Consider the following 17,004-nt stretch of genomic DNA (forward strand, 5'->3'; position numbering starts at 1 on the left):
ACAATCCTGCTATGAGTAAGAAACGTGAAGTGGAGCTCGCCCGCCGGAGCTTCTCGCGTATTCGCTTGATTCATGAGGAACTGGACCGCCTTGGCGCAGATGCCTCGGCGCGTCATTCGAGCATCATGTCGAAGGGTTCTTTTCTTGCAGTGGCGGCCGGTGTGGTCATCGCGGCGACCTCCAGCCGCCTTTGGGAAGTTCAACCGATAGTTGGGCTAGCGGCCTTGGTGCTCGCTTGCCTCGCTCTCGTTGGGTCTGCTCTCGCTCTGCGCCCTGGCCAGCGCATTGAGCTATTGCCTCAACGGCTAGCTGACAAGTACGTCGACTCACAGCTCACTGCGGCGACGGTTGAACGACAGCTCGTGCTTGACAAGGCGCACGTTCTCGTCGCGCGCGAGGGCGACCTGAAGAATCGATCCCTATTGGTTTCCACCGGCTTCGTCCTGTTGATTCTGTCGACTACCGCTCTTTGCATCACCTTTTCATTTGAGACTCTAGGAGGCACCTGATGACACGCCCTGGTTTTGAGGACAGCGTTGCTGGCGGGGACGACGACGCCGAGGACGTGACAAGCTCGAATACCGGCTACGTGAAGCACAGCCGCGATGATGATGAGACAACAGTCAACTTTGGAAAGGTCATCGAGAGCCAACGGCGTGAGAAGAGAGAATCACAAAGCTAGAAGGTGGTAGCCAACGAATTGCGTCACTGGATGTGTCTCGGACCTGTTCGAGTGCAGACCCGGACGCACTAGCGGACGGGCGCTTCGCGGCAGGATCGGGCAATCGCGGTGGGGTGGGAAGAAGGCCACGGCGACAACGCTTGAGCCCTTGGGATCCCGCGGCCGCTAGCTCTAATGGCGTTGGAGATCCCCGAGGATTCCGGCTGTGAGCAGACGCTGCCGGCTCGCGAGCTTGCGCACTGCCTCGTTCTTGCCCGCGTGCCGGTCGACCACCTGCGCCATCAGCGAGTGGATGCGCCGCACCTCGATGCCCTCACCGCACAGCTCGGCCAGCCGCGCCTCGATGAGCCGGTTGAACACGACGACGAGCGTGCGCTTGCCACTCTCTGCCGCGCGTCGGGCAGCCTCGGCGGCCACCCACGTCTTGCCCGACCCAGCCGGACCCTCGACCAGCAGCCGCGGGTTGCTGCCGACCACGTCCAGAATCTTCACCTGCTCGGCGGTGAACGTGGCCTGCTCGTGCTCGCGGCGGCGGGCCAGCTCTTTCGCGCTGAGCTCAAGCTGGAAGCGCGGGGTCAGTAGTTCGGTGATGCGCTCGGTGTGCGCCTGGTCGGGTTGACCCTCAACGCGGCGGTAGCCGCTGATCGTCTCGGCCAGGTGCGCGCTCGCCTTGTTCAGGGTGCGGATGATCGCACCGGGCGCCTTGTCGGCCGCAAGATCGGCGGCATCGAGTAGCTGCCACTCGTGCCAGCCGATGCCGGCGCTGAACTTGCTCTTGCTTAGCTGGGTGAGCCACGCCGCGTGAAAGATCGGATACCCCACGGGTCCGGCCCCGCGCGACTCGAGAAACTCGATGATCGAGTGCTGCGCCCCCGACGCCTGCTCGAAGGGGCTACGGGTTACCCAGTCGCGCTTGCCGTAGCGCCAGCGTCCCTCGCCGTCGGCTTCGATGCTCTCGTGCGACTTCACCTCGATGACGAGCACGCCGTGCCCGGGCGCGACGACGACGAAGTCGGCTTCGCCCTGCACTTGGCTGACGTGGTGCGCGATCTCGAGAGAGTGGAAGACGACCCAGTCGTCGGGCGCATCGCGCAGCACCGCGAAGACGGCATGTTCGCCGGGAGGGGCGTCATCGCCGATGGTCGGCGGGATCATGCGGGCCATAACCGTGAGACTACTTCGAGAGTGGCCTCGTAGCGAGAAGCCCCTAGTCGTCGACCTTCGGCACGAACCACGGCGGGTACACGGCGACCTTCGCGGTCACGCCCGCCGCCTTCAGCAGGTCGCGCACCTCGTCGCGGCGACGGTCGTTCGCCACGGCGACGAGCGCCACGGTCGCGAGCGACACCGGGCCGGGCACGAGCGCCTCGGCGGCCTGCAGACCCTCGGGGCTGCCGGCGGCGCGCGCGAGCATCCGCTGCCGGCCCTCGACTCCGATGCCGAGCGTCGTCGCCGGAGCCGCCGCGTCGCCGTCGGTCACGACGACCGTGTTCGACACGGCCGCGATGTCGACGCCCAGAACGACGAAGTCGACGGTGGATGCGGCCTTCGCCGCGGCGCTCCACGTCGGCCCGGGGGCACCCTCCTGCACCTCGAGCCACCAGGTCGCCTGCGGCGTCAAGCTGAACGCCACGCAGTCGGCAGCCGTGCGCTCGATGCCGTCGTCGTCGTAGCTACCGTCGCCCGGCACCGGCGCCGAGGCGCGCAGCTCGAGGGTGAGCTCGCTCGCGAGGCGCAGCTCGGGCGCGGCCTCCGACGGCGGCAGCAGCTGCCCGGCCTCGAGAATCGACGGCAGGTTGCTGATGTGGGTCACGTGGAAGATGCGCTGCGGCAGGTTCGGCGGGCGCACCTCGGCGGCCTTGCCGGTCGCACCCGCGGCGGGGCTGCGCAGGCTGCGCGCGGCTTGCCGAGGGGCGCGACGCACGGGAGCCGGCGCCACAGGCGGGGGCGGCGGGAAGCAACTGGCGCACATGCCCGGCTCGAAACCGTGGATGCACTCTTCCGTCGACGACCCAGCCACCACGCAACTCCCTCACAGGGGCACCGCAGAACGCGGCTCGGCCCCAAACCTCTAGAGTATCGCGCCCAACTGGGCGAGCCCGACCGTCGGGATCGCGATCCAGCCCTCCACCCGCGCGCGCTTCCGCTGCTGCGGCTCGGGCGGGATGCTCGCCCCGGCTCCGTGCGCCAGCGCCACCAGCGCGGCCAGCACCGCGTCGAGCGCATCGGCCGACTCCCGCATGAGGGTGCGGCGGTGCTCGCCGAGCTGCAACCACGGAGCCGCGCGGCTCACGTCGTCGATGAGCGCGGTGCGCGCATCCATCGCCGCTGACGCGGCCGCACCGCCCGCCGCCTTATAGCCGCGCGCCGCGAGCCCCCACACGCGCAGCGCCATCGCGGGGTACACCTCGACGACGACACTCGGATGCTCCCCCGAGCGATCGACCACGCGCCCGTCGCCCGCCAGCCGGTCGAGCAGCACCGCGCACCGCAGCGCCGTCATGCCCAGCCGGTCGGTCGCCACGCTGAGAGGCCGCGCGCCCGTGCGCTCGGTGACGACGCGGTCGGTCTCGCGGAACGCGAGGCGGCGGCGCCACGCGAGGTCGCCGGTGTCGGAGTCAGCCAGTCGCTCCCCCGAGGCCTGCCGGCCGACAAAGTCGACGAAGTCGACCGGCCAGCCGAGCGCGCAGTCGATGCCGATCAGGCGCGCGTCGCGGGTCGCCGCGAGCAGCGCCGCGTCGTCGACGCCGAGCCGCAGCGACTCGAGCACGACGGTCGCCCCTCCAGACCCTCCCCCGGCGCCCGGGTCGAGCGCTCCGCGGTCGATCCGCAACACCGCGACCGCGGTGCCCGCCGCCTCCGCCGCGAGGTCGACCCCCGCGACCCGCGCGCTCACGACGCCTCAAAGATGGCCACCGCGAGACCGTGGGCGGCACGCTCGAGGCGACGGTCGTTCGTCCAGAGCGCCGTGCACGCGGCCTTCTGCGCCGCGGCGAGGTGCAGGGCATCCGGAGTCGATATCGCGTGCCGGGCGCGCAACTCGGCGGCCCGCACGAACACCGCCTCGTCGAACGGCGTCCGCCCGACGGCGTCGAGCGTCGCCCGGTAGTAGTCGACGAGGGCGAGGTCGCCGCGCTTCAACGGGCCGGTCAGGCACTCCATGACCACGAGCGGTGACACCACCAGCTCATCATCGGCGTGATCGGCGAGCGCCTGGCGCGCCAGCCGGCCGCGCTCACCCTCGTCTTCGACGGCGTAGATGAGGATGCACGAGTCGAGGTAGATCACGCCCTACGAACCCCAGCTCTCGCGAGCGTCACGAATGTCGGCGTCGATCTCAGCCGCGCTGCGCGAGTGGGGCGGTGGATTCCGCACCAGCCGCTCGGCGAGCGCTCCCGCCGTGGTGCGCGGCGGCTCGACCGGCACGAGGCGTACGACCGGGCGGCCCCGCTTCGCGATCACGACGTCATCGCCGTTCTCGGCCGCGGCCACGAGCTTCGAGAGGCTGTTGCGGGCATCCAGAATGTTGACCGGTTCCATGCGCCTCCCCTTCCTGGCGTGATGACCTAGCCAGGTTAGCACCCACCCCGGCACCGACCCCGGCCGATCGTCGAGAGTCGCCGTTCGTGGCATAGGTCGTGAAACGTTCGGCGACTAGTGCCACGAATCACGACTCTCGGCGCGAGCGCTCACACGAACCGCACGGCCGCCTGCAGGCGCGTGCGCACTTCGAACAGGTCAGTGCCCCCGACGCCGACACCCGGCAGCCCGGTGCGGATGAGGTTGACGAGGCGCGAGCGCTGCACGAGCATCCCTTGGGCGCCGCGCACGCTGCCGAGTTCGACCGCCGACTCGGCCGCCTGGTCGTCTTCGACCACGATGACGAGCGCCGAGAACTTCACCTTCGCGGCACGCGCGAGCACGCGGGCCCGCCCGCCCAGCATCGCGAGCGGCTTCTCGCCCGGCTCCAGACCCTCGCCGATGAGCTCGCCGCGCTTCACCCGCACGGGCGCGCCCCAGTCTTCGCTCAGCACCGCCCAGAGCCCGGTCGGGCCGAGCACGACGTGGTCGAGCTTGTCTTCTGCGCGCGGGCCGGCGACGACGTCGTGCCAGACCGTGAAGCCCAGGCCGAGGGTCGCGAGGGCCGTGGCTGAGCGCTCCTCGGCGATCGCCGCGGCGAGCAGGTGCTTGATCTGCCGGGGCGCCGAGCGCACGAGCGCCGCGTCGAAGGGGTCGGGAAGCTCGACGCCGCGCCCCACCCACTCGCGGATGTTCGCCAGATACTGCTCGCGATACCACCCGCCCGGATGCCCGTAGGCCTTCGCACTCGGCCGCGAGTCGTAGCGCCCCGGGCCGGTCGCCCCGCCGCCGTGCTGCGCCCACGCGCGCCCGCCGCCTGCGCCAGCACTGGATTCCGCCCCCGAGTCGTAGGCGTACCGGGCCGCGGGGCTGCCCACCCGCTGCCAGGCCCGCTGCACGGCGTCGAACTCGGCCGCCGAGCCGCCCGTGTCGGGGTGCGCCTGGCGCAGCCGCAGCCGGTAGGCCTTGCGCAGCTCGTCGTCGCTCGCCGTCGGGCTCACACCGAGCACGTCGTACGGGTTCGCGGCCAGGGGGGACTCAGACATCGTGCCTCTGAGCCTACGACGACCGGATGAGCGAGCGCCCTACTCGGCGAGGCGGGCGAGTTCTGCGAGTTCGTCAGGGCCCATCAGGCCGAGCATGATCACGATGGAGAGCTGGGCGACCACGCTGGCGATCGTCGTCACCATTGCCAGCACCGCGGGCCCCGAGATGCGACGTTTCACGAACACCGCGCGGCAGAGAGATGGCACAACACAGGCAGTCCTCCGGTTCGCCTCGAATCGAGAGCGTCCGGGGTCTGGGGACGGCGGGGTCAGTGTGACAGACGCCCCGGCTTTTCGCTACGGGCGAGATCGACATCGACCCTGGTCAGACGCCCTTACGCTGACACGGTGACCCTCACCCCGCCCCGCGCCGCCCAGAAGCCCCGCCGCCGCGAGCACCACGGAGATGTGGTGATCGACCCCTACGAGTGGCTGCGCGAGAAGGAGAACCCCGAGGTCATCGCGCACCTCACCGCCGAGAACGCCTACGCCGAGGCGCGCATGGCCCACCTCGACGGGCTGCGCGACCGCATCGTCGACGAGATCAAGGGCCGCACGCTCGAGACCGACATGAGCATTCCCGTGCGCGAGGGCGACTGGTGGTACTACGGGCGCTCGGTCGAAGGGCTGCAGTACGGCATCCAGTGCCGCGTGCCGGCGATGCCGATCGACCCCGCGAACCCCCGCGATCCGGCCGCGTGGACTCCCCCGCCGCCGCTGCCCGACCCGAGCCAGCCGCGCGAGGGCGAGCAGGTCGTCATCGACGGCAACGTCGAGGCCGAGGGGAACGACTTCTTCTCGCTCGGCTCACTCGACGTGAGCGACGACGGCCGCTGGCTGCTGTTCGCCGTCGACACCGAGGGCGACGAGCGCTACACGCTGCGCATCCGCGACCTCACGACGGGCGAGACCCTGCCCGACGAGATCACCGAGACCGCGGCGGGAGCCTTCTTCGACCCCAGCGGGCAGTTCGTCTTCTACTCGACCGTCGACGAGTCGTGGCGGCCCGACACCGTCTGGCGGCACCGCGTCGGCACCGACCGAGCCGCCGACGTCGCCGTCTTCCACGAGCCCGACGACAGCTACTGGGTCGGCGCCGGGCGCACCCGCAGCGGCCGCTACCTCGTCATCGAGGCCGCCTCGAGCATCACGAGCGAGACCCGCGTGCTCGACGCGCGCACGCCCGAGGGAGCGTTCGAGGTCGTCTGGCCGCGCCGCGAGGCCGTCGAGTACGACCTCGAGCATGCCGTCATCGGCGGGCGCGATCTCTGGCTCATCACGCACAATCACGAGGCCCCCGACTTCCAGATCGTGGCGGTGCCGGTGGATGCTCCGCTCGCCGAGCCCGTCACCCTCGTGCCGCACGAGCCGGGTCGTCGGGTCGAGGGCGTCGACGCCTTCGAGCGCTTCCTCGTGCTCGACTACCGGGCCGAGGGGCTGCCCCGCACGGCGATCGCGCCGCTCGAGCCCGACACCGAGCTCGCGTCGCTCACCTGGAGCGGCGAGGCCTGGGTCGAGCTGCGCGCCCCGCTCGAGGGCGACAAGCTCGTCTCGATCGGCGCGCGCGGCAACCCCGAGTGGACGCAGCCGCTGCTGCGCTTCGGCTACACGAGCTTCACCGAGCCGTCGACCGTCGCGAGCCTCGACGTCGCGCGCGTGCGCGAGGGGGCCGCGGCCATGACCGTGCTCAAGCAGCAGCCCGTGCTCGGCGGCTACGACCCCGCCGACTACGCCGAGCGCCGTGACTGGGCTGTGGCAGCGGACGGCACGCGCGTGCCGGTGTCGCTCGTGTGGAAGAAGGGGCTGGTCGGGTCGCTCGACGGTGACGCGAGCGCCGAGCCGAGCGCACTGCACCTCTACGGCTACGGCAGCTACGAGTCCTCGATCGACCCCGGCTTCAGCATCCCGCGCCTGTCGATGCTCGACCGCGGCGTCGTGTTCGCGATCGCCCACGTGCGCGGGGGTGGCGAGCTCGGCCGGCAGTGGTACGAGACCGGCAAGACGACGCAGAAGATGAACACTTTCACCGACTTCGTCGCGGTCGCCCAGCACCTCGTCGACACGGGAGTGACCGCGCCCGATCGGCTCGTCGCCGAGGGCGGCAGCGCGGGCGGACTGCTCATGGGGGCCGTCGCCAACCTCGCACCCGAGCTCTTCGCCGGAATCCTCGCCGACGTGCCGTTCGTCGACCCGCTCACGAGCATTCTCATGCCCGAGCTGCCGCTCACCGTCATCGAATGGGACGAGTGGGGCGACCCCCTGCACGACCCCGAGATCTACGCCTACATGAAGACGTATTCGCCGTATGAGAACGTGACCGAGCAGGCGTACCCGCGCATCCTCGCCGTCACCTCGCTCAACGATACGCGCGTGCTCTACGTCGAGCCGGCCAAGTGGGTCGCGCGGCTGCGCGACGCGGGGGCGGATGCTGTGCTGCGGTGCGAGATGGAGGCTGGGCACGGCGGCGTCAGCGGCCGGTACAGCGCCTGGAAGCAGCGCGCCATCGAGCTCGCCTGGCTGCTCGACGTGCTGGGGCTCGCCGGGGATTCGACCAGCGACTGACTAGCTGCGGAGCGCCGCGCCCCAGTGCTCGGCGACGACGGCGTCGCCGGCTCCGAACGTGAGCGTCGCGGCGACGTACTCTCCGGCGAGCGCCCGCGGCAGCCAGCGGGCGGCGTCTGCCCACATGCGGCTCAGCGGCAGCGCGTCGAGGGCGAACCACTGCGGTTCGAGCTCGTCGCTCTCCCGCAGCTCCCCCGAGAAGCGCGACGCCGTGAACGCCCACGAGACCTGCGACCACTGCGGCCGGTCGACGAACGGGTACGCGATCTCGGCGATCGGCACGAGATCACCAGCCGCCACCTCGAGACCCGTCTCCTCGCGCACCTCGCGCACCGCCGCATCCACGGCCGTCTCCCCCGGCTCAAGCTTGCCGCCCGGGCCCACGAACCGCCCAGTGCCCAACCCCGTGCGCTTGCGGCCCAGCAGCACCTCGGTGCGCGCACCCTCGGCCGTCGCGACCTCGCGCGTCAGATAGACCACGCTCACCTCGAACATCCGCACCCCGCCAGCCTAGACAGCGGGGCCGCCGAAAACCCCGATCAGATGAGGGATGCTCTGCAAGATTCATGCGTAAACATGCACGATTCTTGCTAACGTCAGGCGAGTGACTGCACCCTCCCCCCTCGGCGAAAAAGCCGCCGCAGCCCGTCTCTCAACCCTCCGCCACATCGCGGGAATCATCAGCATCATCGCGGGCCTCATCGTGATGGCCGCACTCATCACGCAGATCACCGACCAGATTTCGGTAGGGCGCTTCAAACCGACGCAGTACTTCGCGTACTTCACGATCCAGACGGCGATGATCAACATCGTCGTGCTCATCGCGGGCGGCATCATGGCGCTGCGCAGCGAGCGCGACACCCGGCTCTATACGGCGATTCGCGCGAGCGTGTTCTCCTACGCGCTCGTCACGGCGGTCGTCTACAACCTGCTGCTGCGCGACATTCCCAATGACGACGGCTACGTCGGGCCGGTGTGGCCGAACGAGTCGCTGCACGTCTGGATTCCGATCTACATCGCCCTCGACTGGCTGCTGACCCCCGGTCGCGTGCGCATCGCGTGGACGACGCTGTGGCTCGCCGTCAGCTACCCGCTCATCTGGGTCGGCGTCACGATGGTGCGCGGCGGCATCACCGGCTGGTACCCGTACCCGTTCCTCGAGCCCGACGGCCCGAACGGCGTGACCGGGGTCGTCATCTACGTCGTCGCGATCGCGGCGTTCATCATCGTGCTCGCGGCCCTCGCCGTGCTCATCAACCGTGTGCACACGCGGGGCGTGCGCGGCGTCGGGCACGGTCGCCGCAGCACGGGCCCGATCCCCGTCGTGCGCGCCGACCTGCGCTGAGCGCCGAACCAGACCGGTCGGTCTTGTCGAGTGACGACATCGGATTTGACGAATGTCAGTGGTCACCGGTCAACTGAGGCCATGGACGACACCGCCCCTGGGCCGGGAGTGGCGACGTGCCCGCAATGCGGCACCGTTGCTCCCCTGCCTATCCACTATGGCTACCCCGAGCCGCAGCACATCCGCGCGGCGCTGCGCGGCGAGATCGCGCTGGGCGGCGTCGTGCATCACCCCGACCCGCCCGCGTTCGAGTGCCGCAGCAGCGAGTGCGGGTATACGTTCACACCATGACCGTGCCGCACCACCTCCTGCTCGTCGTCGCGGGCCGGGCGGGCGAACCGTCGCGGCTCGTCGACGCTGAGGCGCAGCATCCGCAGCTCTCGGTGCTCGACGTGGCCGCCACGCGCGGTGACGGCATCTTCGAGACCATCAGCATCGGGCGCGGCCACCCGCAAGCGCTCGACGCGCACCTGCAGCGCTTCGCGCGGTCGGCGCGCATGCTCGACCTGCCCGCTCCCGATCTCGCCCTGTGGCGGGATGCGGTGCTCACGATCGCCGACCGTCTCGCCGACCACGACGAGGCCTGGGTGAAGACGGCTCTCTCGCGCGGCATCGAGCTGCCGGGCGGGGGCGAGCCGATTGCGACCGGCTGGGCGTACGGCACCGTTTCGCCCGACTTCCGGCGCGAGCGCTCAGACGGCATCGACGTGGTCATGCTCGACCGCGGCCTGCGCAGCGACGTGAGTGCGACGAGTCCGTGGCTGCTCGCCGGCGCGAAGACGCTGTCGTACGCCGTCAATCGCGCTGCCGTGCGCGAAGCACAGCGCCGCGGCGCCGACGACGTCATCTTCGTGTCGACGGATGGGCTGCTGCTGGAGGGGCCGACCTCGACGATCGTGGTGCGGCGCGGCGGCGAGCTCGCGACGCCGCCCGATGCGCTCGGAATTCTGCCCGGCACGACGCAGGCCGACCTGTTCGCGGCGGCCGACCAGTGGGGGCTCACGACTGCGGTGGTTCCGCTCACGCCCGACGACTTGCGCGCGGCCGACGCGGTCTGGCTGGTGTCGAGCGTGCGGCACGCGGCGCCGGTGCGGTCGGTCGACGGGGTCGCGCGCGCGGTCGATGGTGAGCTCACGGCGGCGATGAACGGCTTCTTGCGCGCGCGGCGCTTCTGAACCCGCCCGTCGGCGTGCTGTGTATGGTCGAAGCATGCACAGCACGATGGAGTGCCTCACCGACTGGATGACCCGCCAGCGGTGGTACGCCGGCAAGGGCCGGCTGCCGCAACTCGTCGAGGTGGGCCGCGACGAGTGGGTGTGCGACGAGCCTGAGGCCCGCATCCTGGTGCTGCTGGTGCGGGACACGGCGAACAATCCGCCCTCGCTGTACCACGTGCCGATCGTGATGCGCTCGACGATTCCGCGCGGCGCGGGGCGCACGTTCATCGGGCGCGACGAGCACGACGACTACTTGTTCGACGGCGCGCATGATGCCGCGTATACGCGCGCGCTGCTGCGGCGTCTCGGCGTGCATCGCGACAACCAGCAGGCGCGCGTTCACGGCGGCGAGCAGTCGAACACGTCGATCATCTTCGACGCGGGGTCAGAGGCTCCGGTCGTGGCGAAGATCTTCCGGCTCGTGCACGCGGGCGAGAACCCCGATGTCGTGCTGCAGTCGGCGCTGACGAGCGCGGGCAACCGCTCGGTGCCGCGCATGCTCGGCTCGGTGACGGGCACCTGGGTCGACCCGCACGGTTCGGACGCGCACAGCGATGAGCCGTCGACGGGTCATTTGGCGTTCGCCCAAGAGTTCGTTCCGGGCGTGCGCGACGGCTGGCCGCTCGCGCTCGAGGCGGCGGATGCGGGTGAGTCGTTCGCCGTGGACGCCGAGCGACTGGGCCGCGTGACGGCGGAAGTGCACGCGGCGCTGGCGACGTGTATGCCGTCGCGCGAGGCGACGCTCGGCGACATCGTGGGGTTCGTGGCGGGCTGGCATCAGCGTCTCGCGGTCGCGATGTCGGATGTTCCGCAGTTGCGCGCCCTGCGCCCCGCGATCGAGGCGGTGTACGACGCGGCACGCGAGGCGCCGTGGCCGGCGCTGCAGCGCATCCACGGCGACTACCACCTCGGGCAGGTGCTGCGGCGGCCGAGCGGTGAGTGGTTGCTCGTCGACTTCGAGGGCGAGCCCTTGCGGCCCCTCGCCGAGCGCACGCGCGTCGACTCGCCGCTGCGCGACGTGGCGGGCATGCTGCGCTCGTTCGACTATGCGGTCGGCTCGCTGCGCAGCGCGAGCCGCGCGGCGGCCGGCGCGATCGACACGGCGTCGCTCGACCTCGACGCCCTTGCGCTCGAGGCGGCGCGCGCCGAGTGGGCGCGCGAGGCGCGCGCGGCCTTCCTCGACGGCTACATCGCCGAGAGCGAGACCGATCTGCGGCAGCACCGCGCCCTGCTCGACGCCTTCGAGCTCGACAAGGCGGTCTACGAGGCGATGTACGAGGCGCGCAACCGCCCCAGCTGGTTGCCGATCCCGCTCGCCGCGGTCGCCTACCTCGTGACCCCCGAGCGCGCCGCCAAGCGCTGAGCCCAGCCCGCTGCGCGCCTGCCGCCCACGGCATACCCACCGTCCGCCGCGCGCCTGCCCGACCCGCGCGCACCGCCCGCCGCGTACCTGCACGCCCCGCGCCCACCGCCCGCTGCGCGGCCGGACGGAAGCACGCCCGACCCGCATCGCCAGCCTCCCTCAGCCGACCCCTGGGACTCCCTCCCAAAACGTTCCCGAATTGAAGGAAGTCGGAACGACTGTGCTCGCACATTTCCTTCAATTCGGGAGTCTGGCGGAGGGGTACATGCCGCCCGCACCGGGGCGCGGATCAGGAGGACGTGGCCGCGGGCGCGGGCGCGGGCGCGGGCGCGGGCGAGAAGGCGATACCGCTCCCTCACGGGCGGTCAGGTCTGGGGAGTCTTCACGTCGGGCCGGTCTGCACCGAGCGGCGGCGCATCCGACCATGACGATCGGCGCATGCTCAGGACAACCAACAACTACTCCGGGAAGCCGCTGCGTCTCGGGCACTTGCCGCCTCATGTTCGACGGTATGCCGAGAGTGTGGGCGGCATCGTGTCGACGCGGGAGTTGCGGGCTCTTGGCGTGGACCAGACCACGCTCGAGCTGTATCGCGACTACGCCGCCCTGCAGGCCGTGCGACAGGGATGGCACTGCCTGCCCGAAGTCGGCACCGTGCACCGTCTCGCCTGGCGTTTCGGTGGTCCGCTCGCGTGCATCAGCGCACTGGCAGTGCACGACGCACGCTCATCCGGCACCACGATCGACGAGCTCCTGCCCGGCACGCCGCTGCACGTGTGCCTGCCGAGCAACGCCGCCCGCGTCCCGACCCCGACCGTGCTGGCGCTCCGATGGGGCATCGCGCTGCCACTCGAACCGATCATCCACTGGAGCTCGCGTGCGTACGGCAGCGGCGACCGGCGCGCGGTCAGTCGCGCGGTCGCCCTCCGGCAGGCCGATCAGTGCGATCGACGAGCCGGAGGGGCACCGGGAAGCGCCTCGGACTAGGCGGCCGCGCGCTGCTCGAGCGCGTCGGTGAGCATCGCGATGAGCGCCTGCACCTGCACCGTGCCCTCCGCCACAACCTGCTCGTCGCTGCCGTCGAGCGCCCGCGCCGCGAGCCCCGCCTTCGAATCGATGAGGTCAGCGATGCGCGCGTCGATCGTCTGGGCCGCGAGGATGCGCCACGCCGTCACCGGCAGCTCCTGACCGATGCGGTGCACGCGGTCGATCGCCTGGGTCTGCTCCGCCGATGTCCACGACAGCTCGGCGAGCACCACGTTCGACGCCGCCTGCAGGTTGATGCCCACGCCCGCCGCCGACAGGGAGCAGACGATCACACTCACCTCGGGGTCGTTCGTGAAGCCATCGATCGCCTCCTGGCGCGCCTTCGGGCTCTGATCGCCACGAATGCTGACCGACCGCAGGCCGGCCGAGGCGAAGTGCGCCTCCGCGGCATCCATCACATCGATGTGCTTCGCGAAGAACACGACCTTGCCGACGTTGCGGGCCAGCTGCGCCGTGTAGTCGGCGGCGAGCACGGCCTTCGCGGTGCCGATCTTGCGCACCATCGTGAAGACGTTGTCACCGCCCGTCGCCTGCTTCGACTCCTCGAGCTCGGCGGTCGCGACGAGGCGCACCAGGTCGCGATCGATGCCGATCGGCTTGACCTCGCGGGCGGCCACGACGCGGCGGTACCGCTCGACGAGCCGCCCGATGAGCGCCTCCTCCGAGGCGCGGATCGACCGCGCCACATCGTCGTCGAGCTCGACCGGGATGTCCGCGATGCGGCGGGCCGGAATGTCGGCCGCGACATCCACCTTCTTGCGGCGCACGATGCCCATATCGATGACGCACTGGCGCGCCGCGGCGAAGAAGCCCGGATCCGCTGGCGTGAGCCCCGTCTCCTCGAGCGACCCCATGAGGCGGCCGAGCGGCTTCTTGTCGTCGATCCAGCCGAGGAACTTCCAGATCATGCGGAAGTCCTCGATCTGGTTGATGAGGGGCGTGCCCGTGAGCGCCATCATGAGCGCCTTCGGGTGCAGCACGCGGATGTTCTGCGCGAGCGCCTGCACGTGGCGGGAGCGCTGGGACGTCGCGTTCTTGATGAAGTGCGCCTCGTCGACGACCATTCCCTTGAAGCCGAAGCGGCCCAGCCAGCCCACGTGGCGGTCGAGGATCTCGTAGTTGACGATCACCACATCGCTGAACGCATCGAGGTCGTCGCCGTCGCCGTGAACCACGGTCGACGAGCGCTGCGGGATCCAGCGCTGCACCTCGCGCGCCCAGTTCGTCTTCACGACGTTCGGCACGACCACGAGCAGCGGGAACGCGTTCGCCACATTCGCCGCCATGAGCGCCTGCGCCGTCTTGCCGAGGCCCGGCTCGTCGGCGAGCAGGAACGTGCGGTGGCCGCGGCGCACCGACTCGATCAAGCGGGCCTGGTGACGCATGAGCTCCATGCCGCCCGGCGTGACGAGCGAGCCCGTCTCGGGCAGCGACATCGACGCGGCCTGGCCGCCCGCGCCGTACTCGAACGAGCGGAACAGGGGCTCGATGAGCTCCCAGTTGGCGAGACGCCCCGACGTCGACGGCGGAACGGGCGTGAGCGCCGACAGATCGGGCGCGAGGAAGGGGTTGGCGAGCTGGGCCTGCTTGACCGACTTCGGCACGACCTGCTTCGCCACCTCGGGCGCCACGGCGACCGGTTCGGTCACGATGAGCAGGTCATCCGGCTCGAGCTCGGCGCCCGACGCCAGCAGCATGTCGCGGCGCAGCGCCTTCGCGGCGTCGCTCACCTTCGCCTCGGGGGCGAGGAGCGCAATGAGCGACGTGTCGCGCGCGGCCGTCTTCGCCATGATGCCGGCGAGCCCATCGAGCCGCTTGAGCACCTCGGCACGCTCGCTGTCCGGAACCTCGCGGTCGTCCTTGACGCGCGCACGCTCCTCGCGAACGAGCAGCGCCGCCACCTGGAACTTCGTGCGGTTGGAGGGGCTCACCTTGGCGCCGCGCTCGGCGGCGCTCTCGACCTCGCGCACGGCGCGCGCGAGGATCGGGATGATCCCCTGCTCGTCGAGCGGACGGCGGCGGCGCGTCGTCGACTGACGCGACGACGAGTTCTTCCTCTGACGCTGGCCGGTCTGGGCCATGCCCCTCCTCGAAGGTGCGGAGCACGCATGCCCCGAACGGATTGCCACCCGGCATCGGACTCACCGGATCGCATCGGTTCCGCCGTGCGAAGCGCGGAGCCGGAGAAACCACGTACCACGCCTGCGTCGCCCAGACCCGGTCGGAGAACGGCCGGTGAGCGGAGGCGCTGATAGAAAGTCTACACTCCCCCGCCGCCTCCGCCGCCGCCCCCGCCGCCCGAGGAACCGCCGCCCGAGGAACCCCCCGACGAGCTCGACCCCGAGTAGCTCGACGACAGCGTCGAGCTCACCGAGCCGACACCCGCCGTGAACCCCGCCACCGAGAACGCGCGCGAACTCGAGAACCAGCGCGGCCCCTCACCCTCCGCATAGAACTCGCCCAACTCTTTCGCCCACTCCCGCTCATGCTTCGTCAGCACCGCCCACGCCAGCAGCCGCTCGACCAGTTTCAGGCGCTCGTCGCGGCTCGTCGCGTCGACGGGCTCGCGCTCGGCCCCCTCGGGCGACTGCAGCACGCGCATGCGGTCGGCCTCGGCGAGCTCGATGTACACCTCGAGGCCCTTCAGGTGGTCGACGAGCTCGGCGCCCTCGGGCGTGAGCGGCGAGCGCCACAGGCACGCGCCGATCACGACGACGGCGACGATCGGCACGGCCATGAGCATCCACGGCAGGTCGCCGCCGCGCCCCTCGTCCGACATCACGATGCCCGCCGTGAAGACGCCGATGCCCGCGACCGTGGCGAGACCGGGCAGCAGCACCGAATGGCGGGCCGGGATGCGGTACCGCCAGCCGCGCGCGATGACCCCCGACGCCATCCGCGTCAGCTGCGCCTGGATGCTCTGGCTCAGGCTCGTGTTCTGCGCGGTCAGCGCATGCTCGGTGCCGACGATGAGCCCCGGGAAGAAGTACTGCAGCAGGTTGCGCTCTTCACCGTCGACGCCGTCGGTCGACTCGAGGCGCAGCATCCACGAATCGCGCCAGCGGAACCAGGTGGCGGGCGTCTCGATGATGGTCAGCACGCCGCGCACGGCGAAGTCGACCAGTTGGCTCGCGACCGCGCGCGGGCGATGCCGCGTCAGCACGGCGGCCTCGAGCAGGCTCATGCCGCGCGGCGGCAGGTACTCGGCGACGATCACGGGCCGCCCGGGTGCGTTGCGATAGCGCGTCACCCGCAGCACGATCGCGGCGATCGCGGCCGCCACCGCGCCGAGCACCGCCAGCAGCTGCAGCCAGCCCCACGGAGACACCAGGTACGAGGTGTCGAAGAGCGTGAAGGTGCCCGGCGCGAAGCCGATCGCGATCGTGACGGTCTGGTACGGCCCGATCGCGAGTTCGTCGATCGTGAACGTGTGGCCCGTGCGCGTGATGGCGCAGCGCTCGGTCGAGCCGGCGTAGCCGCGGTAGCAGGCGTCCTGATCGAGCAGCGCCGAGCGCAGGCCGTCATCGAGCACGACCGTGCCCGAGACGCGCGCGAAGGGCTGCGCCCAGTCGGTGCCGGTGAGGTTCCAGTAGAACTCCTCGGCGTTCGAGCTCGCGAAGAAGTCGACGACGTCGCGCTGCGCGTAGGTGATGACGTAGGTCTGCTCGCCGCGCACGAACTGCCCCTCGGGCACCGCGGCGATGATGTCGACGATGCCCGATCCGTACTCCACGTCGAAGCGGCGCGGCTGCCCGTCGCCATCGGTCACCGACAGCACCGTCAGTTGCGTCGTGTGGCCCTGATACGTGGCCGGCAGCGATCGGCGGATGCCGCGGTTCTGGTCGTAGTCGGGAAAGCGTGCGACGAGCGTCTCGGTCGTCACGAGCGTCGCGTGGCCCTCGGCGTCGCGGCCGAGCCGGTACTCGACATCGAAGGAGTCGAACGTGAAGTCGTCGACGCCCGTGCGCAGCGGACCGCCCGTCACCGCGGCGGGGGCAGCGTCGAGCGGCGCAGCCGTCACGGGCGCGGCGCCGCTCTGCGGCTGCGGGGCGGCGCGCCCGCCGAGCGCGAGCACCAGGGTGGCGATGACGAGCGCGAGCACGACCGCGCCCCCGAGCACGGGCAGCAGCAGTCGGCGCATGATGCGAAGGCTACCGGCTGTG

18 protein-coding genes are annotated in these 17,004 nt (G+C 70.7%); 8 read left to right on the forward strand and 10 right to left on the reverse strand.

Features of this window, described 5'->3' with window-relative positions:
* The first annotated feature begins 11 nt into the window (after nt 1-11).
* Nucleotides 12-509: a hypothetical protein gene (locus NNL39_RS00260; RefSeq protein WP_255159724.1), complete on the forward strand. Its 498-nt coding sequence runs from the start codon at nt 12-14 to the stop codon at nt 507-509.
* Complete coding sequence (locus NNL39_RS00265; RefSeq protein WP_255159725.1) at nt 509-682, forward strand: hypothetical protein; 174 nt, start codon at nt 509-511, stop codon at nt 680-682. Before NNL39_RS00260 ends, NNL39_RS00265 begins: the two co-directional genes overlap by 1 nt.
* A 171-nt stretch (nt 683-853) precedes the next feature.
* On the opposite strand, the gene NNL39_RS00270 is transcribed toward NNL39_RS00265, so the two are convergent.
* The 7 genes from NNL39_RS00270 to NNL39_RS00300 all read right to left on the reverse strand — a co-directional run bounded on the left by NNL39_RS00270 (nt 854) and on the right by NNL39_RS00300 (nt 5,487).
* Complete coding sequence (locus NNL39_RS00270) at nt 854-1,846, reverse strand: NERD domain-containing protein/DEAD/DEAH box helicase (protein ID WP_255159726.1); 993 nt, start codon at nt 1,844-1,846, stop codon at nt 854-856.
* A gap of 43 nt (nt 1,847-1,889) precedes the next feature.
* Nucleotides 1,890-2,606, reverse strand: a complete 717-nt coding sequence (locus NNL39_RS00275) for a DarT ssDNA thymidine ADP-ribosyltransferase family protein (RefSeq protein ID WP_255159727.1) — start codon at nt 2,604-2,606, stop codon at nt 1,890-1,892.
* Nucleotides 2,607-2,753: 147 nt separating this feature from the next.
* The gene (locus NNL39_RS00280; protein ID WP_255159728.1) at nt 2,754-3,578 is read right to left on the reverse strand and encodes a DUF429 domain-containing protein; all 825 of its coding nucleotides are present in this window, start codon (nt 3,576-3,578) and stop codon (nt 2,754-2,756) included.
* Nucleotides 3,575-3,970: a type II toxin-antitoxin system VapC family toxin gene (locus NNL39_RS00285; RefSeq protein WP_255159729.1), complete on the reverse strand. Its 396-nt coding sequence runs from the start codon at nt 3,968-3,970 to the stop codon at nt 3,575-3,577. Before NNL39_RS00285 ends, NNL39_RS00280 begins: the two co-directional genes overlap by 4 nt.
* 3 nt (nt 3,971-3,973) lie before the next feature.
* Nucleotides 3,974-4,222, reverse strand: coding sequence for a type II toxin-antitoxin system Phd/YefM family antitoxin (locus NNL39_RS00290; RefSeq protein WP_255159730.1), 249 nt, complete (start codon nt 4,220-4,222; stop codon nt 3,974-3,976).
* A 149-nt stretch (nt 4,223-4,371) separates the two neighbouring features.
* A complete protein-coding gene (locus NNL39_RS00295; protein ID WP_255159731.1) occupies nt 4,372-5,307 on the reverse strand; it encodes a J domain-containing protein in 936 nt (311 codons plus the stop codon).
* A gap of 39 nt (nt 5,308-5,346) precedes the next feature.
* Complete coding sequence (locus tag NNL39_RS00300) at nt 5,347-5,487, reverse strand: hypothetical protein (RefSeq protein WP_255159732.1); 141 nt, start codon at nt 5,485-5,487, stop codon at nt 5,347-5,349.
* Nucleotides 5,488-5,655: 168 nt separating this feature from the next.
* Here NNL39_RS00300 and NNL39_RS00305 point away from each other — a divergent pair, with 168 nt between their 5' ends.
* Nucleotides 5,656-7,869, forward strand: a complete 2,214-nt coding sequence (locus NNL39_RS00305) for a S9 family peptidase (RefSeq protein ID WP_255159733.1) — start codon at nt 5,656-5,658, stop codon at nt 7,867-7,869.
* On the opposite strand, the gene NNL39_RS00310 is transcribed toward NNL39_RS00305, so the two are convergent.
* On the reverse strand, nt 7,870-8,364 hold the full coding sequence (locus tag NNL39_RS00310; protein ID WP_255160963.1) for an 8-oxo-dGTP diphosphatase: 495 nt from the start codon (nt 8,362-8,364) through the stop codon (nt 7,870-7,872).
* A 109-nt stretch (nt 8,365-8,473) separates the two neighbouring features.
* Here NNL39_RS00310 and NNL39_RS00315 point away from each other — a divergent pair, with 109 nt between their 5' ends.
* From NNL39_RS00315 to NNL39_RS00335, 5 genes are all read left to right on the forward strand, one after another.
* Nucleotides 8,474-9,214, forward strand: coding sequence for a Pr6Pr family membrane protein (locus tag NNL39_RS00315; protein ID WP_255159734.1), 741 nt, complete (start codon nt 8,474-8,476; stop codon nt 9,212-9,214).
* Nucleotides 9,215-9,295: 81 nt separating this feature from the next.
* On the forward strand, nt 9,296-9,505 hold the full coding sequence (locus NNL39_RS00320; RefSeq protein WP_255159735.1) for a hypothetical protein: 210 nt from the start codon (nt 9,296-9,298) through the stop codon (nt 9,503-9,505).
* Entirely contained in the window at nt 9,502-10,389 is an 888-nt protein-coding gene (locus NNL39_RS00325; protein ID WP_255159736.1) for an aminodeoxychorismate lyase, read from the forward strand. The genes NNL39_RS00320 and NNL39_RS00325 overlap by 4 nt, the downstream gene beginning before the upstream one ends.
* 34 nt (nt 10,390-10,423) lie before the next feature.
* Nucleotides 10,424-11,794, forward strand: a complete 1,371-nt coding sequence (locus tag NNL39_RS00330) for a maltokinase N-terminal cap-like domain-containing protein (RefSeq protein ID WP_255159737.1) — start codon at nt 10,424-10,426, stop codon at nt 11,792-11,794.
* Nucleotides 11,795-12,316: 522 nt separating this feature from the next.
* Nucleotides 12,317-12,781, forward strand: a complete 465-nt coding sequence (locus tag NNL39_RS00335) for a hypothetical protein (RefSeq protein ID WP_255159738.1) — start codon at nt 12,317-12,319, stop codon at nt 12,779-12,781.
* Here NNL39_RS00335 and NNL39_RS00340 read toward each other — a convergent pair.
* Together NNL39_RS00340 and NNL39_RS00345 are read right to left on the reverse strand one after the other, a co-directional pair.
* Nucleotides 12,778-14,922: a DEAD/DEAH box helicase gene (locus NNL39_RS00340; protein ID WP_255159739.1), complete on the reverse strand. Its 2,145-nt coding sequence runs from the start codon at nt 14,920-14,922 to the stop codon at nt 12,778-12,780. The genes NNL39_RS00335 and NNL39_RS00340 overlap by 4 nt on opposite strands.
* 179 nt (nt 14,923-15,101) lie before the next feature.
* Nucleotides 15,102-16,982: a DUF2207 family protein gene (locus tag NNL39_RS00345; RefSeq protein WP_255159740.1), complete on the reverse strand. Its 1,881-nt coding sequence runs from the start codon at nt 16,980-16,982 to the stop codon at nt 15,102-15,104.
* Between the last annotated feature and the right edge of the window lie 22 nt (nt 16,983-17,004).

Source organism: Microcella humidisoli (genome assembly GCF_024362325.1).
In the GTDB taxonomy this organism is placed as follows: Bacteria; Actinomycetota; Actinomycetes; order Actinomycetales; family Microbacteriaceae; genus Microcella; species Microcella humidisoli.